This window comes from Filifactor alocis ATCC 35896 (assembly GCF_000163895.2).
Taxonomy (GTDB): domain Bacteria; phylum Bacillota; class Clostridia; order Peptostreptococcales; family Filifactoraceae; genus Filifactor; species Filifactor alocis.
The window spans coordinates 385,057-405,850 of the sequence record NC_016630.1 but is presented as its reverse complement, the minus strand read 5'-3'; the positions used below and the strand labels follow the sequence as shown (position 1 = coordinate 405,850).

Here is a 20,794-nt window from a genome sequence, read left to right as displayed (position 1 = left end):
GGGATGAAACAATTGGTAAAAAATTTAGAATTTCTTGCACCTTTTTTAAAAATTGACACAGCGATTTCTAAAGGGCAATTTCCGATTTCTGTGGATGGGTTTTTAACAGAACAACGAATTTTGCATACGGCATACTTAGTTGAAAAATTAAGAAAAAAAATAGTGTTCGTGGTATCAAGCAAAAAGGAAGTAAATGATTGCAAAGAAGCATTTGAAAAAATGAATTTGAATGTTGTTACAATAGATACCGAGTCAATTCGATTTTATCATATAGATGCAAAAGACCATGAAAAAGACTCGGAGAATATTCGAACAATGGCATCTTTGTTATATGGAGAATATGATATCCTTTTAGTGTCCGGAGAAGAATTGAATCGAAAGTATATGCCGCCGAAAAGGTTTAAGGAAAGTATATATTCTGTTTCTTTAGGTCAAATTTGTGATAGGGAAGAGCTTTGTCATAAGCTGGTCTCTTTGGGATATACAAGAGAATACAAAGTAGAGGGTGTAGGGCAGTTTTCGATTCGAGGAGGAATTGTTGATATATATTCTCCTTCTATGACAAATCCCTATAGGATAGAATTTTTTGATGATGAGATTGATTCCATTCGAACATTTGATGTTTTTAGTCAGAAGTCATTAGAAAACGAGAAAAGAGCAGTAATTTATCCGGCAGCATCTTTGCTGTATCCTGACAGTGTAGAATTTAAGATACCACATGAAGAGGATTTGAATGATCCTTTGTCAGATGAAGTGAGGATGTTGAATGACTCTGTTTATTTTGAGGGAATGGAGAAATATGTTGACTTGTTGTACGGGAAAGAATCAGTTAGTTTATTAGAATATTGTGATGAAGACATTTTAGTAATAATGGTTGACAGTAATCGTGTGTTGGAGCGTATTGAGAATATTCAGGATGAGTTTTCCGAGTCATTCAAAATCAGTTTGGAAAAAAGAGAGACTTTGAAGTCTTGTGGAAATTTGTTGTGGGGAACGGCTGTTGTTGAAAGGCAATTAAGTGACAGAGCTCTTTTGTTACATTCTTATTTTCCTAAAAAATTGACATATTTTAAACCTAAGGCTCTGGTACATTCAGATACACGTAGCAGTATTCAATTTCAAGGACGTTTAAACGAATTTGTAGAAGAACTGTTATATTTAATAAAAGAAGACTATATTATTTTTATTTTAGATTGTAATGAAAATAGTTTTTCAAATATTTATCAGAAGTTGCTTGATTCAGGGATTCATCCCATTTTATTACAAGAGAGAACAACATATTTTGAAAATGGTGCAGTGGTGATGCATTCTTGCTATTTGGAAAAAGGATTTCTGTTTACGGATGCAAAAGTAGCTTTTTATACAGGAAATGATATTTTTCAAAATCGAAAGAAAAAACAGAGTCGAAAAATCGGTAAAAAGTATGATAGTAAGAAAATTGAAAATTTCATACAATTAAAAAAAGGTGATTATGTTGTTCATGAGACTTATGGTGTTGGACAATTTATAGAAATAGAGCAAAGAGAATTTGATGGAATCAAAAAAGATTATATTAAGATTGCATACTTTGGTGGCGATTCCTTATATGTTCCGTTGGAACAGATGGATAAAGTGCAAAGTTTTATTGGGAATTCTGCAGAGCAAGCATATAAATTAAGTAAATTAGGATCTTCTGATTGGAAAAAGTCTAAAGCAAGAACAAAAAAAGCAGTTGAGGCAATTGCACAGGATTTAGTAGAATTGTATGCGGTTCGTGAGAATGAAAAAGGATACTCTTTTCAAGAAGATACAGTATGGCAGAGGGAGTTTGAAGATGCATTTCCTTATGAAGAAACAGACGATCAACTGAAGGCGATAGAAGAAGTTAAGAGGGATATGGAGAGTAGTCGAGTAATGGATCGCCTTTTGTGTGGAGATGTAGGTTATGGGAAAACCGAAGTAGCGATTCGAGCTATTTTTAAGGCATGCATGGATGGGAAGCAAGTAGTTTTTTTGGTTCCTACGACAATTCTTGCTCAGCAGCACTATGTTACAATTAAGGAAAGATTCTTAAATTATCCGTTACGTGTAGATTTAGTTAGTAGGTTTAAGACAACAAAAGAAGTAAATGAGACTTTTGATTCTTTGGCAAAAGGCAGCGTAGATGTTGTCATTGGAACGCACAAAATCCTTTCAGAGAAGATAAAATATAAAAATTTAGGCTTAATTGTTGTGGATGAAGAACAAAGATTTGGAGTAAAACAAAAAGAAGCAATAAAAAAAATGAGAATGAATATAGATTGTTTGACATTATCTGCAACACCTATCCCGAGAACGCTCCACCTTTCCTTATCAGGAATTAGAGAAATGAGTATCTTGAATGAACCGCCTCAAGACAGACATCCGATTGTCACATATGTAACGGAGGCAAAGAGCAATATTATAGCCGATGCAATTGATAGAGAACTTGCAAGAGGGGGACAGGTATTTTTTGTTTATAATCGTGTGGAAACAATTGATAAAATTCATACTTTGTTGAAAGAACTTGTACCTGATGCAGATATTGCAGTTGCACATGGACAAATGCCATCCAGAAAATTAGAGCAGATTATGGTGGATTTCTTGAATAGAGAGTACGATGTTTTGGTATGCACAACAATTATAGAGACCGGGATGGATATTTCCAATGCCAACACAATGATTGTATACGATGCAGATAAGATGGGCTTATCCCAATTATATCAGTTGCGAGGGCGTGTTGGAAGATCCAGCAAACAGGGATATGCTTATTTTATGTATGAAAAAGAAAAAGTTTTGACTGAAATTGCCGAAAAAAGATTGAAGACAATTCGAGAATTTACAGAGTTTGGCTCAGGATTTAAAGTAGCGATGAAAGATTTGGAAATTCGTGGAGCGGGAAACCTTCTTGGAGAGAGTCAATCCGGTCATATTGCTAATATTGGATATGATCTGTATGTAAGGATGCTTGATGAAGCAATTAAGAAATACAAAGGAGAACTTCCTGTCACAGATGTGGAAACGGAAATTCAGTTAAAATTGAATGGATATATTCCTAACTATTATGTGGAAGATGAAATAGAAAAGATTGATATTTATAAAAAAATTGCTATGATTGATAAAAAAGAGGATTACGAAGACTTGATGGACGAACTTTGTGATAGATTCGGAGAAATTCCAATTTCTGTTGTAACACTTTTGGATGTATCTTATTTAAGAGCATTAGGAAAAAAAGGGAAGGTTACTAAAATATATCAAAAGAATTTTATGGTGTATTTTGTGGGTAAAGATAACAAATTAATTACAAAAAAAGCATTTCCACAAAAAGACAGTAGTAAATTAGTGAAAAATATTATAGATTTTTTAGAAATCGTGGTATAATAAGAAAGTATATAAGTTTTACAATGGAAAGATTGTGAGTAATCATGGCATAATAAAATGAAAAATAGGAGTGAGTGGAATTGAAAAAATGGAACAAAGTGATAGCAAGTGTAGTATCTGCTACATTACTGTTTGCCGGATGTAGTATCGGTGGAGATGCCGTAGCAAGTGTAAATGGACAAAAAATCGGTAAAGATGTTTATGAGAAGACATTGGGATTATATTCTCCGTCTTATGAAATGCAATTTGGACCGGATATATGGAATACAGAGATTGAATCCGGTGTAACATTTTCACAAAAATTTCAAGAAGAAATTTTAGAGAAGATGATTAATGATGAAATTATTTTGCAGGATGCAGCAAAAAAAGAGCTTACAGTTTCTGTAGAGGAAATCAATACTCAATTTGATGAGCTGAAAAAATCAATTGATTCTCAGGAACAATTTAAGTCTATCTTAGAAAGCAATGGTATAGACGATGAATTTTTGAAGGAACAAGTTAAAAAAGACATGACGGTAAAAAAATACTATGATACTCTGATGCAAGAAAATGAGGTAAAGGAAGACGAAGTAAGAAAATACTATGATGAGCATATTGATGAATTTACTTCTTCACAGGTAAAAGCATCGCATATTCTGTTTGCAAAAAAAGATTTTGATAAGAATGAAGAGCTTTCTAAGGAAGAAGTTGCCAAGAAGAAAGAGTTAGCAGAAAAAGTACTCGGAATGGCAAAAAACGGGCAAAATTTTGCTGATTTGGCAATGAAATACTCTGATGATACGGGTTCTGCAAAAAATGGTGGAGATTTGGGATATTTTGATAAAAATACTATGGTGAAAGAGTTCTCTGATGCAGCATTTTCTATGAAACAGGGAGATATTTCCGATAGTATTGTTGAAACAGAATTTGGTTTCCATATCATCAAGTTGTTTGATAAAAAGGAAAATGTCGAAAAATTTGAGGATGTAAAACAATCAATCGCATCAAACTTACAATATCAAAAGTATGAGTCCGTGATTGACGGGTTGAAAAAAGCAGCAAAAGTTAAGAAAAATGAAGATGTTATCAAGAAAGTAAGAGAAGAGTTTGGTAAGAAACAGGAAGAAAAAGCAAAAAAAACGGATGAAAATTCAGAAACTGAGACTACAGAACAGACTGATACAGAAACAAAAAAATAAACTTTTGTAAGAAGCAAAGAAGGTACTTTAAGGTATATAAAAATACTAAAGTACTTTTTTTGTTGATAAATCATTCCAAATTCATTATAATAACAATCGTTGATTAGAAATACATTAACAATAGAGTTGATGAACTCCTGTATAAAAATTGAAAAATTGCACTGAAAATTTTTATATTTGATAAATAATACTATTGGGAGGTGTTTGTTTGGAAAATCAAACAATTCAAGGAAGTTTTATTAAGGGTGCAGCAATATTGGGAATAGCTGGTATTATAGTAAAAGTTTTGGGAGCAATTTTTAAAATTCCGTTGGTTTCTATTATTGCTTCTACCGGGATGGGATATTACAGTTCTGCATATCCAATCTATGTCATGTTGTTAGCAATTGCAACTTCAGGTTTTCCGATTGCAATCTCTAAGATGGTAGCTGAAAGAAGGGCGAAGGGAAATCTAAAAGGGGCAAATGAAATTTTTTATGTTATTTTACCTTTAATGGTTGTAATAGGTATTATTACTTCGTCAGGATTATTTTTGTCATCAGATTTCTTGGCAAGAAATATGCTGGAAAATCCAAAGGCTGTCTATTCATTAAAAGCATTGTCTTTAGCATTGTTCTTTGTACCGATTATGTCAGCATACAGAGGATTTTTTCAAGGAAGAAATACAATGTTTCCCTCTGCAATTTCTCAGCTTATGGAGCAAATGGGCAGAGTGATACTGGGATTAACTTTAGCGCTTATTATGGTAAAAAAAGGCGTAGAATACGGCGCGGCAGGTGCTTCGTTCGGTGCAACCGGAGGGGCATTTCTTGGATTGCTGGCTATGATATGGTTCTATTTAAGAGAAAAGAAAACTTTGAATTCAGAGTCTCAAGTTGAGGACTGTTATGAAAAAGAACATTCTGTTCGTATTGTTAAAGAACTTTTAATTATTGCGATACCGGTTATTATTGGAGCATTAGTAAAGCCGATTATGGATTTTATTGATGCAAGCATGGTAATTGGATTGCTGATGAAGACGGGGGTTGGTGAATTAGAGGCAAATTCTATGTTGGGGCAGTTAAGTGGTATGGCGACTACTATGGTGAATTTACCGTCTATTATGATATCAGCAATTGCTATGAGTATTGTTCCTATTATATCTTATGAGTACTCCAGAAATAATATTGAATCTGCAGAAAGAAATGTTGTATTATCCATCCGAATGGCGTTGTTGATTGGATTGCCGACAGGAATTGGCTTGATGTCTTTGTCAGAACCTATTATGAATTTGTTGTTTCCGAAAGAGCCAAGTCAGTTAGCAGGACAAATTTTGTTTATAGCTGCTTTGGGAGTAGTCTTTTTGAGTTTGATTCAAGTTTTGACTGCTATTTTGCAAGGGGTCGGAAAAGCACATCTTCCTGTACTAAACCTTATGATAGGTGTTGTATTCAAAGTAATAATTACTTATTTATTGACTACAAATGAACGGTTTGGAGTAAAAGGTGCAGCAATTGGTACTGTGGTTGCCTATGTAATTTCTGCTTTCTTAGATTTTATTGCTGTAAAGAAATTTTTAATGTTAGAATTTGATTATAAAAAAATACTTGTTAGACCGATAGTAGTAACACTTCTTATGGGGTTCATTGCAAGGATAAGTTATAAAGTGGCGTCTATAGCATTTTCTGTTGCCATATCCGTTTCTGCAGCAAACAAGTTTGCTACAATGATTGGAATTGTGTTTGCCGGAATATTTTATATCGTTGCTTTAATAAAATGTAAAATTATAGAGGAAGACGATCTTCGAAATCTATCGAAGGGACAAAAAATTATTTCTTTATTTAAAAAATTAAAAATTGTATAAAAGAAACTTTGTAGAGATAGAGGTGTAGAGGGTGGAACTTTGATATAAAGTTATATGCTCTACACTTTTTTTATTTTTGTTCAAAAAAATATTCCTTATTTAAGGTAAGGAATACTTCTTTATAAACTGATTAATATCTATTTTTGATTTTATTGGAATTTGAACCTTGCTTAACATATTTTTTATATGAACGGGGGTGTGTTACCGTTTGCTTTACTTTTTTAGTAGTAAAAGCAGAATATGTATTGCTTGGTTGAGGGGTATGACGATTTTTTCTTTGACGTGTTACATACTCATAAGATTCAGTTTTCTTAGATTTTACATAAGTACTTTGCGGAATTTCCATAGCAGTTGCTATTATATAAAGTAAATTTATAAAAGCAAATAAAATTGAAAACGAGAAAAAAACTAAAACAACAGACTGTATCAAATCCATCCCCCCTTTAGATTTATATCAGTACGACAAACATCGGTCGTGTAATTTATAATTTGATGGTAGATAAGTTTATATTCTTTATATATTGTTATCATTCTACAAATATTGAATAAATCCTTTTTTTTTTAAAAAATAAAAAATTTTTTTGTAATTTTTTAAAAAGTTTTGTATGATTGGAAAATGCAATGATATAGCCTGTGGATAAAAATTTTCATTAAATGAAACAGAAATAACATTAAATAAAATTTCATACATTTATGTAGAAATTTTATTTAATGTTCGGAAAAACTCGAAAAAATTGTATAAAATCCACAAAAATCGCATAAAATCAAAGTTTTTGATAGAAAAAACCAATCTTTAATAAAAAAAATGGAATAATCGTATTGGTTTTTGAAACGTTATAAAGCCTGAAAATGGCGATTTTCAAATATATTTGTGGATAAGTTTTACAAAAAAAGATATTTTTTACAAAGGGAAATAATTATTTTTAAAAATCTTATGTCAGAAAAAATTTTATAGTATTTTTTTAAAAGAAGATTTGAGATTTTAAATATGAAAACAAAATATCTCTGTAAACGGAGAATATTAAATGATAAATATGGTATCATTAGTGTGAGAAAAAAATAATTAATGTATTTTTTAATCTAAGAGAAACAATTACAAAAGTAAAAAGAGAATGATTTTGTTTGTTATAAATAATAAGATTTGTAGCACGCGAGATAATTGAAAATACAAAAAAGTATTGAACAATATTTAAAAAAATGATAACTTTGAGTAAGTATCGTTTTGCAATATAATGGAAGGATGTTATTTAATATAGACGGATATATTTTTATTATTGATTAAATTAATACACTTTTTATAAGAATAGATAGGAGTATTTTAGAATGGGAAGAAGAAGTAAGAAAATGAAATTGCCGGTTATTATGCTAAGGGGAATGAGTGTTTTTCCAAGTACAATTTCACATTTTGATATAGGAAGAGAAAGATCAATTGCTGCTATAGAAAAAGCAATGGAGGAAGATCAAATTGTTTTTTTGGTTTCTCAGAAAAGAGCAGATATTGATTTGCCTACTGAGGATGATGTATTTAGAATAGGAACCATAAGTAGGGTGAAACAAATGCTTCGTTTGCCGGGCAATACGGTGAAAGTGTTGGTGGAAGGACAGCAAAGAGCAAGAATTTTGAACTTTGAAGAGGATGAACCCTGTTTTATAGCTAATGTGGAGCGACTTCCTGAAGATTTACACGAAATTACTCAGGAAGAAGAAGCGTTGAGAAGAGTCGTATTTGAACTTTTTGAAAGATATGTTCAGTTGGAAAATCGTATTTCTCCCGAAGTTTTATTGGGATTGGAAGAGCTTGATGATATTTCTATTTTTTCTGACTTGATTATTTCCTATTTGTATTTAAAACCGTTGTTGAAGCAAGAATTGTTAGAAGAATATCTTCCTTTTGAAAGGCTGAAGTTGCTTCATGTAGTTTTGTTAAATGAATTGGAAATACTGGAAATTGAGTTAAAAATTGAAGAAGAAGTCAAGAATCAAATTAATCATTTTCAAAAAGAGTATTATTTAAGAGAACAAGTGAAAGCGATTCAAAAAGAATTGGGTGAAGAAAGTATTTCTGATGAAGCTGAAGAATATGCTGAAAAATTAGAGAATCTAGAAGTGAGTGATTTTGTTAGGGAAAAGATACAAAAAGAGATTAAAAGATATGCAAAATTACCTTCCATGTCTGCTGAGAGTAGTGTATTACGAAGTTACTTAGAGATGGTGTTTGATTTACCGTGGAATAATCGTACAGAGGATAGTATGAATATCGAAAAAGCCGAACATATTTTGAATGAGGAACATTATGGACTGCTGAAGGTAAAAGAGAGAATATTGGAATTTTTGGCGGTGAGACAGTTATCAACAAGTTTGAAAGCGCCTATTATATGTCTTGTAGGACCTCCTGGAGTTGGGAAAACATCTATTGCTCGCTCTGTGGCTCATGCTTTGAACAGAGAGTTTGTTCGTGTTTCTTTGGGAGGAGTTAGAGATGAAGCAGAGATTAGAGGACATCGAAGAACTTATATTGGAGCTATTCCCGGAAGAGTAATGTCATCAATAAAGGATGTGAAAGTGAATAATCCTGTATTCTTATTTGATGAAATTGATAAAATGGCATCAGATTTTAGAGGTGATCCGGCTTCTGCTATGTTGGAAGTGCTAGATCCTGAACAAAACAAGGAATTTACGGATCATTATCTGGAACTTCCTTTCGATTTATCTAAAGTATTATTTATTACAACGGCAAATTCTATTTCAGGGATTCCTCGTCCTTTGTTGGATAGAATGGAATTGATTGAAGTGAGCGGATACACAGAGGAAGAAAAAATTTGCATTGCCCAAGACTTTTTGATTCCAAAAGTTTGTAAGGAAAATGGATTGAGTCCAAAATACTTGAAAATGAATGAAGATACACTGCGATGTGTGATTGGTGGGTATACTCGTGAATCCGGAGTGAGAGGATTGGAACGGGAAATTGGAAAATTATGCAGAAAATGTGCTGTCGAAAAGGTGAAAAACAGTAAGAAAAGAAGCGTAACTGTTTCTTTGAAAAATATAGAATCTTATTTGGGCAAAATAAAATTTCGACATGATGTTGCTGATGAGGAAGCACAAATCGGAAGTGTCAATGGGATGGCTTGGACTCAAGTCGGAGGAGAAACTTTAAATATTGAAGTGGTTTGCTTAAAAGGAACAGGAAAATTAGAATTAACAGGAAAATTGGGAGATGTAATGAAAGAATCCGCAAAAGCAGGACACTCCTATCTCAGAATGATTGCAGAAGAATATGGAATAGAATCGGATTTTTATAAAAATTTTGATTTGCATATTCATATTCCTGAAGGTGCAATTCCGAAAGATGGACCTTCTGCAGGGATTTCCATGACTACAGCTATGCTTTCTGCTGTAGCTAAAATACCTGTAAAACCTAGAATTTCTATGACAGGAGAAATCACTTTGAGAGGAAAAGTACTGGCTGTAGGAGGAATCAAAGAGAAGGTTCTTGCTGCATATCGTGCTAATGTGAGGGAGATTATTCTGCCGTTTGATAATCAAAAAGATGTTGAAGAGATTCCGGTCCATGTAAGAGAGGGTATTTGTTTTCATTTTGTAAAGGAAATGAAAGAAGTGCTGGATATTGCGTTACTACAATAGAATAGTTTTAGTTATCGGAAACAACTGTATTTTGCAGTTGTTTCCATTGCGATATAAGGGAGTAGACTATGAAAATAAAAAGTGTGGAGATGAATTTAAGTGCAACAAGTCCAAAGCATTATCCCAAGGATGATTTTTTACAGGTTGCTTTTGTAGGAAGATCAAATGTAGGAAAATCTTCTGCAATTAATACTTTGTTGAATAGAAAAAGTATTGCCAGGGTAAGCCAAAGTCCGGGAAAGACAAGAACGATTAATTTTTATAGTGTGAATGAACAGTTTTATTTTGTTGATCTGCCTGGATATGGATATGCTAAACTTTCTAAGGAGGAACAAGAGGGTTGGGGAAAAATGATGGAGAGATATTTTATTGAATCTCCTAATTTGATTCATTTGTTTTTGCTTGTAGATATTCGTCATGAACCAAAAGACAGTGATGTTCAAATGTATCAATTTGCTCATCATTGGAACATTCCGATAACTGTGATTGCTACTAAGTCTGATAAAATCAATCGTAGTCAATTACAGAAAAACATTTCGGTTATCCGAAAGAAATTAAATTTGTTAAGCGGTGAAGATGTATTTATGATTTCTTCATTGAAAAAAACGGGGAAGGAAGAAATTTGGAGCAAAATTATTGACATATTTGCAGAGAATGGAGTGCAAATAGACGAAGAGTAGTTTTTATGTATTGGGTTGTTTTAGCCAAATGAGGTTAATGAAAGTTGGATGTGAATGAAGTTGCAAAACAAATTAGGTAGAAATTTATTTCAATTCCATAATATTTTAACACATATAAAATATGGTAAAACATATATTTTTGTGATGGCGACTTTGGTGGGCGTTTTAGTTGGAATGCAAATTAATAGTGCTGCTAATACGAGTAGAGAACTTTCTTATCCGGTTCGAAAAATTACAAATCAAATCAATCAGGAAAAGTATGAAATCAAGCATTTGAAACGAGAAGTGTTTCATGCGGAACATCAGAAAAGAAAATTAGAGCGTGATAGAGTCGGAGAAAGTCAGTCTTATTTAGAACTCAAAAAAAGAGTGACTTATTTGAAGATGATTTCAGGAGAGAGTAGAATTTCAGGTGAAGGAGTCATACTTATCATTGATTCCGGAAAAGATGAAAATATTGCTCTAAAAATGGAGAATAAAAAAATTTTGCTCTTGTTAATTAATGAATTGAGATTAAACGGTGCAGAGACAATTTCTATCAATGGTCAACAGATTACAAATTTATCGGGAATCACATTGGCAGGGACTCATTTGGATATCAATAATACTGAGATTGGACCTGAGTATGAAGTGAAAATTATTGGAGATAGTGAGAAATTATATCGTTTTTTGGATAAAAAAAGTGTCACAGTAATGTTTATGAAAAAAGTGTATCAGTTTCACGTTAGTGTGAAGAAAGTACCTTCTATTGAGATAGTAGAAACACGAATCTCGAAACCAATACCTCAAATTACTTCGAGATAGGTTGTCAAAGGAGATAAAATAATGTCAAATTATATTGTGTTGGAAGATTTTGTTCCCTATGAAAATGCTTTTTTATTTCATATTTTTAAAAATAATGATAGAATAGAACTGAATCATCCACATACAACAATAATGGTGTGGATTCATAAAACGGATATCGGATATTCTGATAAGGGAGTGCGTAATAGATTACGTATGGAAATTCAAAAAGATGATTTGAATTTAAAGCGTGACTTTTTTTTGCTAAAAAGTATCCTTGCACAAGAGGTGATGGATTTTTTAGAATTTGACTTCGATGTTAAAGATGTGTTATGTTGCATATCGTGAATTTAATGATTTTGTATGATTTAGGGGGCTAAAATGGTATTAGAGATTGTTCCTATGCTTTTTGCAGGACTGGGAATGTTTTTATATGGAATGAGTCTTATGGGAGAGGGATTACAAAAGACTGCCGGTGAAAAAATGAAACATATCATTGGTTTGCTTACAAAAAATAGATTCATTTCAGTTTTAGTAGGATTGTTTGTCACAGGGATTATACAAAGCTCATCTGCGACCACTGTTATGGTGGTAGGATTTGTAAATGCGGGGTTGATGAACTTAAATCAGGCAATTGGTATCATTATGGGTGCAAATGTCGGAACAACGGTTACAGCACAGCTTGTTTCTTTTAATCTAGAGGCACTGGCGCCGATATCGATAGGAATTGGTGTTTTGTGGATGACCATAAAAAAAACGAATAAAGCAAAGAATATTGCAGAAATTTTGATAGGTTTTGGAATTCTTTTTGTCGGAATGAATTTTATGAAGAGTGCTATGGCACCTTTAAGAGATTGCGAAAGTTTTCGAAATTTATTAATTTTTTTTGGACATAATACATTTTTAGGTATTTTAATGGGATTTGTGTTAACTTTAGTATTACAAAGTTCATCTGCTTCTATTGGGATATTGTTAGCGCTTGCCTCACAAGGACTGTTACCTCTTTCATCAGCGTTACCTATTTTGTATGGAGACAATATCGGAACATGTACGACAGCCTTGATTTCCAGTATAGGAGCAAGTAAGAATGCACAGAGAGCAGCTATTATGCACTTGGTTTTTAATATTATCGGTACAATTCTATTCTGCTTTGTATTGAGCTATCCTATTATGAAGATTGTAGTTTCAATGAATCCGAATTCTGTTTCCAGACAAATTGCGAATGCGCACTCATTTTTTAATATTATCAATGTGATTGTTCAGTTTCCTTTTGCCGGTTTTATTGTGATGTTTGCACAAAAAATTGTTCCTGAAACAGAGGCTGAGAAACAACAAGTAGCGTATATGACAAGACTGGATGATCGTATGTTGGAAACACCAAGTATAGCATTAGATAATACTATATCGGAATGTCTGAATATGGGATATATGGCAAAAGAGTCTGTTGAAAGTGCGTTAGATGGTTTTGTCAATAAAAATGAAGCATCCATAAAAAAAGCATTTGATTTGGAAAAGTTGATTAATAGAAAAGAGCGGGAGTTAGTTGCATATTTAATTAAGTTATCCAATCAAACCATATCAGAACACGACAGAGTAATAGTAGATAGCTTGTTTAATGTTGTAAATGATATTGAACGTGTTGGGGACCATGCGGAAAATATTGCAGAATTAGCGGTTTTGGTTATAGAGAGGGAGTTGGATTTTTCGGAAGAGGCATTAAATGATATTGCAGTAATCAGAGAACATGTCATCCGTTCCTTAGATGTTGCCTTGAAGGCAAGAGAAACAGGAGATTTGAAGCTTGTGGAAGAAACTTCTCAAGTGGAAACTCAAGTGGATATTATTGAAAAAAATTGCCGAACATCGCATATTGCTCGTCTCAATAAAAATGTTTGTTATCCGGAATCCGGAATTATGTTCTTAGATTTGTGTAGTAATATGGAAAGGGTTTCTGACCATGCTCTGAATATAGCAAATTCTATTTTGGATGAAAAATAATGACTGATTTATGAATGAATTTATTTTGTGTTTTGGTGAAGGAATCATTGTTGGTATATAGGATTGAGTAAAGCGGTGTTATCATGATAAAAAAAGGAGATATCATAATAATTTGTATCATTTTTATACTTGCTTGTATCGGGATGTACTTTACAAACGTTGAGAAAGAGACATCAATGAAGATAATAGAAGTATTTCATGATGGCAAGATAGTGGCAAGTTATAAAGTTGATTGTAATTTTGATAAAAAATTTGATTTTTTTGATGGAAAAGGTGGTCATGAAGTTTATTGGATACATGATGGCGGTGTTGAAGTGATAGAATCGAATACTCCTCATAAGATTTGTATGAAAATGGGTTTTATTAATAGAGGCGGACAAATGATTGTAGCTTTACCTCACAAAATGTATATCAGAATTATATCTTCATCTGGACAGAGTTCTGATTTGGATGCAGTTGTAGAATAGACAAAGATAGGGAACATGAGAAAGAGGTAGTTGTGCAAGGAACAAAAAGGATTGTTTTTTTAGGGCTGATGATATCCTATTCATTGGTCCTTCATCTTATTGAGAACATTTTGCCGGGATTACATTTTATTGCTCCGGGAGCAAAGCTGGGACTGGCCAATATTATAACATTGTATTTATTGTACCGAACAAGTAAAAAAGATGCATTTTTGGTTCTTGTGTTAAGAATTTTGCTTGGTTCTTTTTTTGGTGGAAGCTTGTCTGCTTTGTTGTATAGTCTGTTTGGTGGGATTTTTAGCTTTATTGCTATGGCTTTGACCAGAAAATTGGAGCGGTTTCAAGTAGGGATTTTGGGAGTCAGCGTGGTAGGAGCGCTATCTTTTAATATTGGGCAATTAATTGTGGCAGGACTTGTAATCCAAAATATGTCCATCGCAGTATATTTTCCGATTATGGCATACGTTTCTTTAGGAACAGGAACTTTTATAGGATTTGTTGTTTGTTTTTTGACCGATAGAAGTAATTACAGAGAGAGTATGGGTGCTTAAAATTGTATATTGGAACTTAAAAGCTATTGTTTTCAATAGGTAGTAGAGTAACAGTTATGGAATGAGGGTGAAATAGAGAATGGAGATTTATTTAGATAATAGTGCTACTACAAAACCATATCCTAAGGTATGTGAAAGTATGGTAAGAGCAATGGAAGAAGATTATTACAACCCATCTTCCATTTATCGTGACGGGGTTTTGGTTCAAAAGAAAATAGAGAGATATCGTGAATATATAGCAAATACACTAAAATGTAGTTCGAAAGAGATTTTGTTTACATCAGGTGGTACGGAAAGCATCAATACTGCTATTTTTTCCGTAAAAAAAAGCAAAAAAAAGCATATTATAACCTCGATGATAGAACATCCTGCTACTTTGCAAGCAATGAAGAAAATGGAAGAATTAGGCTTTGATGTCACTTATATTAAGCCTTTGAAAAATGGTTGTGTGACTGCAGATGAGGTGTTGAAGTTCATTACAGAAAACACATGCCTCGTTAGTTTGATGGCAGTCAATAATGAGTTGGGAAGTAAAACAGATGTAGTTAAAATAGCGACACAGGTGAAGAAAACAAATCCCAATATTATTGTTCATATAGATGCAGTGCAGGCTTATTTGAAATTAAAATTATTTGTTAATGAGAATGTAATTGATTTTTTAAGTGCTTCCGGACATAAGATACATGGTCCTAAGGGGATTGGTATCTTGTATCATAGGAATGGTGTGAAACTTTCTCCACATATTGTTGGAGGTGGTCAAGAAATGAATTTTCGTTCAGGAACAGAGAATGTTCCCGGAATTTTTGGACTTGGAACGGCTGTAGAAGAATTTTATCCTCATATGGATGACAAAATTAAATATATTCAAACAGTAAAAGAGTATTTGAAAGACAATTTGGTAAAAAAAATACCGTATATTAAAATTCTGTCTCCGCAAGATAGTGTTTGTCATATATTGAATGTATCGTTTTTGGGTGTGAGAGGTGAAGTTCTCTTGCATAGTTTAGAATCGGAAGGAATCTGTGTTTCTACCGGTTCTGCTTGCTCTTCCAAGAAAGCCGGATCTTATGTTTTGGGTGCTTTAGAATTTACAAAACAGGAAAAGGATGGAGCGATTAGATTCTCTTTGAGTGAATATAATACGATAGAAGAGGTGGATATTGTAGTGAAAGCATTGGAGAAAAATGTTAATATGATTCGAACAGTTATGAATTTCGGAAAGGGTAGACATGTATAATTCAATTGTTATTAGAAATGGTGAAGTGGCAATTAAAGGTGCAAACAGACCGATATTTGAGAAAAAATTGATTAAGAATTTAAAAAGAGCTTTATATGGGATAGAGGGATATCATGTATATAAAGCTGATGGAAGAACGTATATTGATTTTGAAGAAAACATTCAATCAGAGATTTTAAATAGAATAAAAAACGTATTTGGAGTAGTTTCTTATAGTCCTGTAATAAAAACAGAACCCGGATACGAACCGGCTAAAAAAACAGCATTGGAATTATACGATTATTTTGTGGAAAACAATAACTGTAAGACTTTTCGGGTTTCAGTGAAAAGGCAGGATAAAACATTACCTATGAAATCACCGGATATGGCGAGAGATATTGCCGGTTTTTTGCTTTCTTCCGGTAAAAAACCTTTGGAAGTAGATATGTCTCATCCTGAATTGCATATTCATGTAGAGCTTAGGAAAAGCGGAAATGTTGTGTATGCAGAAAAATTTGACGGAGTTGGGGGAATGCCGGTTGGTGTTGGAGGGAAAGCTATGGTTTTGCTTTCAGGAGGAATTGACTCTCCGGTAGCAAGTTATTTGATTGCAAAAAGAGGACTTCAGATAGAAGCAGTGCATTTTCACAGTTTTCCTTTTACAAGTGAGCGTTCAAAAGAGAAAATCGAACAATTGGCAAAACAGTTATCGTTATACACAGAAGGTATTCGTATTCATATGGTGAACCTATTGCCGATTCAAACAAAAATTGCAGAAAAATGTCCGGAAGAATTGATGACCATACTATCTCGACGCTTTATGATGAGGATTGCAGAAAAAATAGCTTTGGATAGAAATTGTGGCGGATTGGTTACAGGGGAGAGTATAGGACAAGTGGCCTCTCAAACGGTTGAAGGCTTGCAATCTACAAATGCTGTAGTGAAAACAATTCCTGTATTCCGACCATTGATTTCCTTCGATAAAGAGGATATTATTGAAGTGGCGAAAAAAATCGGTACTTTCGATATATCAATTATTCCAGAGGAAGATTGTTGTACGGTATTTTTGCCAAAACATCCTGTTACAAAACCTAAGTTATCAAAAGTAGAAAAAGCGGAAGAGGTTTTGGATGTGGAAGATATGCTAAATGAGGCAATTTCTTTAGTCGAGGTACGAGAAGTAGGAATGTTACAATGGTAATGTTTTTGTTTGATTGATGAAAAAATTTCTAGAGAGGGTGATTTTTATGAGAGAAAACGGTTTTTTTTCAAGAGCGATTATCTATGCAATTATATTGTATGTAATCTCAACTTTAATGGATAGTGTTTCGATTGATGGGATAGGATCGGCACTTTTCGGTGGAATTATTTTGGCAATATTGAACACTCTAATTAAGCCGGTATTACAAATATTATCACTGCCGATAACGATAGCAACCTTAGGTATTTTTTCTCTTGTAGTAAATGGTGTGGTTTTGTCCATAGCTGCATTTTTGACACCAAAATTTACAATTGACGGGTTATGGTCAGCAATTTTGGCGTCGATATTGTTTTCTATTCTGAATTTATTTATCACAAGATCGGGAAGAAGAGATTATTAAAAAAATAAAATGCAGATTTTATAGAGATTCTACTATCTTATATAAGGGGTAGAATCTTTATTTTTATAAGGGAAGAAGGGATATTATGCGCTTTGAAGAGGCTGAGCAATATATATGGAACAGACCGAAGTTCAGTAGGAAATTAGGATTGCACAGAGTAGAGTATATTTTGAATCATTTTTCTAATCCCCATTTAAAATTACAAATCATACATGTTGCCGGAACAAATGGAAAGGGCTCTGTTAGCACATATATAGCCGGTGTGTTGATGGAAATGGGTTATAATGTCGGAGTATATACATCTCCGCATCTGTTGAAATTAAACGAAAGAATTTTATTGAACAGTATACCTATTGATGATAATCAGGTGTGTAGATATGTAGAGAAATTGATTCCGGTTGAAAAAGAAATGATGGATCATTGCGGAGAATGTTTATCTGAATTTGAAGTGTTAACCATTATTGCATTATTGCATTATTCTTTTGAAAATCCTGATTTCGTTATTTTGGAAGTGGGTTTGGGTGGAAGGTTAGATGCTACGAATGTTTGTAATCCCATCTTAAGTATTATCACGTCTATAAGTTTGGATCATCAACAATTTTTAGGAGATACATTGGAAAAAATAGCTACCGAAAAAAGTGGGATTATCAAAGAAAATGTACCGCTTGTTGTAGGGAAACAGAAAGATGATATTGTGATAAAAACAATTTTAAAAAAGGCAGTAGAATCTGATGCAAAGGTATATTTTGTGGAGGAGGCTTCTATTGTAGGAATTGGGTTACACGGAATGTGTGTAGATGTAAAAACGCCGTTTTGTACAAAATATTATCATTTAGAAAGCTCTATGATAGGATTGTATCAGTCAGAGAACATAGCGATATCTGTTTCTGTAATTGAACTCTTATATAGAGAAGGATATATCTCAAATCCAAAAAACAGAATCTCATCAGGAATAAAAAAATCTTTTATTCCCGGTAGAATGCAAGTTATTGATGAGAATCCAATTGTAATAGTAGATGGTGCTCATAATGAGATGGGACTATTTCAGTTAAAAGAAACAGTAAAATTATTTTTAAAGAAAAAAATTATTTCCGGAGTTATATTTGTTACAGGAATGATGAAAGATAAAGTGGTAAAAAAACAGATAAAAGAACTATCTGATTTATCAGAGAATACCATTTTTGTATCATTAGATATGCAGAGGGCAATGACACAAAAAGAGTTAAAAGAATTTTATTTTGATCAAAATAAGAACAGTTATTTTGAAGAGAGTTTGGAACAAGGTGTTGATATTGCAAGAAAAATAGCGTTGGATAAAAACATGGCTGTTGTTGTAGCAGGATCTTTGTATTTGGTTGCTGAAGTGATTGCTTTGTATATGAAGGATTCCCATGAAAAATAACAATATATCTTTAAAAATTATTCTAAATATGATAATCTGAAGAAAACGGTTTAGTAAAACGGTTACCTTGAAAGGTGAAACACAATGAGAAAAACAATTCGAGATATTGCGAAGTTATCTAATGTTTCTATTGCAACTGTTTCTAAAATTATTAACGGAAAAGATTCTAATATTAGTGATGCTACACGGAGACGTGTAAAAAAGATTATGAAGGAACAAAATTACACTCCCAATCCAATTGCCAGAACTTTGGTTACAAAGAGAAGCGATACATTGGGAATTATTGTTCCGGATATAGGGAATCCTTTCTTCTCTCAGTTGATTCGTGCTGTAGAAGATTTTTCCAACAGTCGAGGATATCATTTAATCATTTTAGATACAGATGATGATATCGAAAAACAAAAGACATGTTTACAAATTATGCAGAAAAAAATGGTTGATGGAATTATTTTAGTTTCATCTTCTTTTCGCTTTGGAGAATCTGAGCTGTTACCATTTCATTCGCCTGTGGTGTTGGTGGACGGAAATGATGAGAAACGATATTTTATAGGCAAAGTAGGGATAGATAATACATATGGGGGATATATTGCGACTAAGCATTTAATTGAGAAGGGTTGCAAAAAAATAGCTTTTTTATCCGGAGGGAAACATTCCGGTTCAACAAAAGAGCGTTATGTCGGATATCAGAAAGCTTTGAAAGAAAATAACATTCCTTCTTCAGACGGAGTATGCTTATTTGGAAAGTTTACCAGTGAGTTTGGATATGAAGCAACCAAGAAAATGTTGGAAAATAGATTGGAGGTTGACGGGATTTTTGCAGGAAGTGATTTGATTGCTTTAGGTGTGATGAAGGCTTTAGAAGAATATGAGTTTTCTGTACCTGATAAAATCAAATTGATTGGATTTGATGATATTTATGTATCGCGGTATCTTTCTCCGGCATTGACCACGATTAGACAACCTATCTATGATATTGGGAAATTAGCTTCTGAAATGTTGATAGAGTATATTGAAAACGGAAAGATAGAAGAGAATACTTTGTTATTAGATACAGAATTGATTGAAAGAGAGACAACATAACGATGATGTAAATAGGAAGATTTATTTTATTGTGATGAAAAGAGGGATACGATGATTTGTGTAGTGGGAAGTTTGAATATGGATTTGGTTATAGACTGTCAGAGAATTCCAAGTGTGGGTGAAACTGTAATAGGCAAACAGTTCCATACGATTCCGGGAGGCAAAGGAGCGAATCAAGCGGTTGCTTGCGGAAGATTAGGTGCAGAGACTTATATGCTTGGTAAAGTAGGGAATGATGGTTTTGCAGACGAAGTGTTAACATCTTTGAATGAAAGCAACGTAAACACCAAATGGATACAACGTTGTTCTGAACCGACAGGAGTTGCGATTATCAGTGTTGATGAACAAGGTGGAAATAGTATCATCGTTGCAATGGGAGCTAATAACACTGTGTCAAAAGAGTATATTGTCAGTATGAAAGATGTGTTGGAGAAATCAAACATTATTATATTACAACATGAAATTCCGCTAACTACAGTAGAGTATATTATTGATTGTTATGCAGGAAAAAGAAAAACAATTGTATTGAATCCTGCACCTGCAATGGAAGTATCGGATCATGTTTTGAGTAAGATTGATTTTTTAATACCGAATGAACATGAAATTAAAAAAATTTCTTCGGGGATATCATCTGACTTAGAGGGATATGAACCTTATATTCAGTACTATTTAGACAAAGGAGTAAAAAATATTATTATTACTCTTGGAGACGAAGGATGTCTTCATGCAACACAGAAAGAAAACAGAAAATATCCGGCAAGGAAGGTGGCGGCAGTAGATACGACTGCTGCAGGAGATACATTTGTTGGAGCTTTTTGTGCAGAATATGAAAGAGGTTTAAATGTGGAACAAGCTATTTCTTTTGCTACTATTGCCTCTTCTGTCTCTGTTACTCGAAAAGGTGCACAGACATCCATTCCATATTTATATGAGATTGAGGAAATGTTATAGTGTTTAAGATGTTGTTGTGAATGA

At 33.2% G+C, this 20,794-nt stretch carries 17 protein-coding genes; 16 read left to right on the top strand and 1 reads right to left on the bottom strand.

Annotated features, from left to right (window positions below):
* Positions 1–3: 3 nt before the first annotated feature.
* From mfd to HMPREF0389_RS01775, 3 genes are all read left to right on the top strand, one after another.
* Positions 4–3,378 carry a transcription-repair coupling factor gene (gene mfd / locus HMPREF0389_RS01785; protein ID WP_014262031.1) on the top strand — a complete coding sequence of 1,125 codons (3,375 nt, stop codon included), beginning with the start codon at positions 4–6 and terminating at the stop codon, positions 3,376–3,378.
* 80 nt (positions 3,379–3,458) lie between these two features.
* Positions 3,459–4,556, top strand: a complete 1,098-nt coding sequence (locus HMPREF0389_RS01780) for a peptidylprolyl isomerase (RefSeq protein WP_014262030.1) — start codon at positions 3,459–3,461, stop codon at positions 4,554–4,556.
* 208 nt (positions 4,557–4,764) lie between these two features.
* Positions 4,765–6,399 (top strand): putative polysaccharide biosynthesis protein, encoded by a 1,635-nt coding sequence (locus HMPREF0389_RS01775; protein WP_014262029.1) that lies wholly within the window; start codon positions 4,765–4,767, stop codon positions 6,397–6,399.
* 130 nt (positions 6,400–6,529) lie between these two features.
* On the opposite strand, the gene HMPREF0389_RS01770 is transcribed toward HMPREF0389_RS01775, so the two are convergent.
* Positions 6,530–6,829, bottom strand: coding sequence for a hypothetical protein (locus HMPREF0389_RS01770; protein ID WP_041250749.1), 300 nt, complete (start codon positions 6,827–6,829; stop codon positions 6,530–6,532).
* An 893-nt stretch (positions 6,830–7,722) separates the two neighbouring features.
* Between HMPREF0389_RS01770 and lon the strand changes: the two genes are divergently transcribed.
* The 13 genes from lon to rbsK all read left to right on the top strand — a co-directional run bounded on the left by lon (position 7,723) and on the right by rbsK (position 20,770).
* Positions 7,723–10,044 (top strand): endopeptidase La, encoded by a 2,322-nt coding sequence (lon, locus tag HMPREF0389_RS01765; RefSeq protein WP_014262028.1) that lies wholly within the window; start codon positions 7,723–7,725, stop codon positions 10,042–10,044.
* Between the two features lie 68 nt (positions 10,045–10,112).
* On the top strand, positions 10,113–10,724 hold the full coding sequence (gene yihA, locus HMPREF0389_RS01760) for a ribosome biogenesis GTP-binding protein YihA/YsxC (RefSeq protein WP_014262027.1): 612 nt from the start codon (positions 10,113–10,115) through the stop codon (positions 10,722–10,724).
* Positions 10,725–10,784: 60 nt separating this feature from the next.
* On the top strand, positions 10,785–11,528 hold the full coding sequence (locus HMPREF0389_RS08685) for a DUF881 domain-containing protein (RefSeq protein ID WP_169308502.1): 744 nt from the start codon (positions 10,785–10,787) through the stop codon (positions 11,526–11,528).
* Between the two features lie 21 nt (positions 11,529–11,549).
* A complete protein-coding gene (locus HMPREF0389_RS01750) occupies positions 11,550–11,855 on the top strand; it encodes a hypothetical protein (RefSeq protein WP_014262025.1) in 306 nt (101 codons plus the stop codon).
* A gap of 33 nt (positions 11,856–11,888) precedes the next feature.
* Positions 11,889–13,505: a Na/Pi cotransporter family protein gene (locus HMPREF0389_RS01745; protein ID WP_014262024.1), complete on the top strand. Its 1,617-nt coding sequence runs from the start codon at positions 11,889–11,891 to the stop codon at positions 13,503–13,505.
* An 83-nt stretch (positions 13,506–13,588) separates the two neighbouring features.
* A complete protein-coding gene (locus tag HMPREF0389_RS01740) occupies positions 13,589–13,972 on the top strand; it encodes a NusG domain II-containing protein (RefSeq protein WP_014262023.1) in 384 nt (127 codons plus the stop codon).
* Between the two features lie 32 nt (positions 13,973–14,004).
* A complete protein-coding gene (locus tag HMPREF0389_RS01735; protein WP_014262022.1) occupies positions 14,005–14,520 on the top strand; it encodes a Gx transporter family protein in 516 nt (171 codons plus the stop codon).
* Between the two features lie 79 nt (positions 14,521–14,599).
* Complete coding sequence (locus tag HMPREF0389_RS01730; RefSeq protein ID WP_014262021.1) at positions 14,600–15,757, top strand: cysteine desulfurase family protein; 1,158 nt, start codon at positions 14,600–14,602, stop codon at positions 15,755–15,757.
* The gene (thiI, locus tag HMPREF0389_RS01725) at positions 15,750–16,937 is read left to right on the top strand and encodes a tRNA uracil 4-sulfurtransferase ThiI (RefSeq protein WP_014262020.1); all 1,188 of its coding nucleotides are present in this window, start codon (positions 15,750–15,752) and stop codon (positions 16,935–16,937) included. The genes HMPREF0389_RS01730 and thiI overlap by 8 nt, the downstream gene beginning before the upstream one ends.
* Before the next feature lie 46 nt (positions 16,938–16,983).
* Complete coding sequence (locus tag HMPREF0389_RS01720; RefSeq protein WP_014262019.1) at positions 16,984–17,337, top strand: phage holin family protein; 354 nt, start codon at positions 16,984–16,986, stop codon at positions 17,335–17,337.
* 85 nt (positions 17,338–17,422) lie between these two features.
* Positions 17,423–18,739 carry a bifunctional folylpolyglutamate synthase/dihydrofolate synthase gene (locus HMPREF0389_RS01715; RefSeq protein ID WP_014262018.1) on the top strand — a complete coding sequence of 439 codons (1,317 nt, stop codon included), beginning with the start codon at positions 17,423–17,425 and terminating at the stop codon, positions 18,737–18,739.
* Between the two features lie 84 nt (positions 18,740–18,823).
* Positions 18,824–19,819, top strand: coding sequence for a LacI family DNA-binding transcriptional regulator (locus tag HMPREF0389_RS01710; protein ID WP_014262017.1), 996 nt, complete (start codon positions 18,824–18,826; stop codon positions 19,817–19,819).
* 51 nt (positions 19,820–19,870) lie between these two features.
* Entirely contained in the window at positions 19,871–20,770 is a 900-nt protein-coding gene (gene rbsK, locus HMPREF0389_RS01705; protein WP_014262016.1) for a ribokinase, read from the top strand.
* Positions 20,771–20,794: the final 24 nt, after the last annotated feature.

What these genes read in the sequence shown, in the direction of transcription:
- lon (WP_014262028.1), top strand. Translation starts at nt 7,723, where the DNA reads ATGGGAAGAAGAAGTAAGAAAATGAAATTGCCGGTTATTATGCTAAGG.
- HMPREF0389_RS01730 (WP_014262021.1), top strand. Translation starts at nt 14,600, where the DNA reads ATGGAGATTTATTTAGATAATAGTGCTACTACAAAACCATATCCTAAG.
- HMPREF0389_RS01745 (WP_014262024.1), top strand. Translation starts at nt 11,889, where the DNA reads ATGGTATTAGAGATTGTTCCTATGCTTTTTGCAGGACTGGGAATGTTT.
- mfd (WP_014262031.1), top strand. Translation starts at nt 4, where the DNA reads ATGAAACAATTGGTAAAAAATTTAGAATTTCTTGCACCTTTTTTAAAA.
- HMPREF0389_RS01740 (WP_014262023.1), top strand. Translation starts at nt 13,589, where the DNA reads ATGATAAAAAAAGGAGATATCATAATAATTTGTATCATTTTTATACTT.
- yihA (WP_014262027.1), top strand. Translation starts at nt 10,113, where the DNA reads ATGAAAATAAAAAGTGTGGAGATGAATTTAAGTGCAACAAGTCCAAAG.
- HMPREF0389_RS01720 (WP_014262019.1), top strand. Translation starts at nt 16,984, where the DNA reads ATGAGAGAAAACGGTTTTTTTTCAAGAGCGATTATCTATGCAATTATA.
- rbsK (WP_014262016.1), top strand. Translation starts at nt 19,871, where the DNA reads ATGATTTGTGTAGTGGGAAGTTTGAATATGGATTTGGTTATAGACTGT.
- HMPREF0389_RS01750 (WP_014262025.1), top strand. Translation starts at nt 11,550, where the DNA reads ATGTCAAATTATATTGTGTTGGAAGATTTTGTTCCCTATGAAAATGCT.
- HMPREF0389_RS01715 (WP_014262018.1), top strand. Translation starts at nt 17,423, where the DNA reads ATGCGCTTTGAAGAGGCTGAGCAATATATATGGAACAGACCGAAGTTC.
- HMPREF0389_RS01710 (WP_014262017.1), top strand. Translation starts at nt 18,824, where the DNA reads ATGAGAAAAACAATTCGAGATATTGCGAAGTTATCTAATGTTTCTATT.
- thiI (WP_014262020.1), top strand. Translation starts at nt 15,750, where the DNA reads ATGTATAATTCAATTGTTATTAGAAATGGTGAAGTGGCAATTAAAGGT.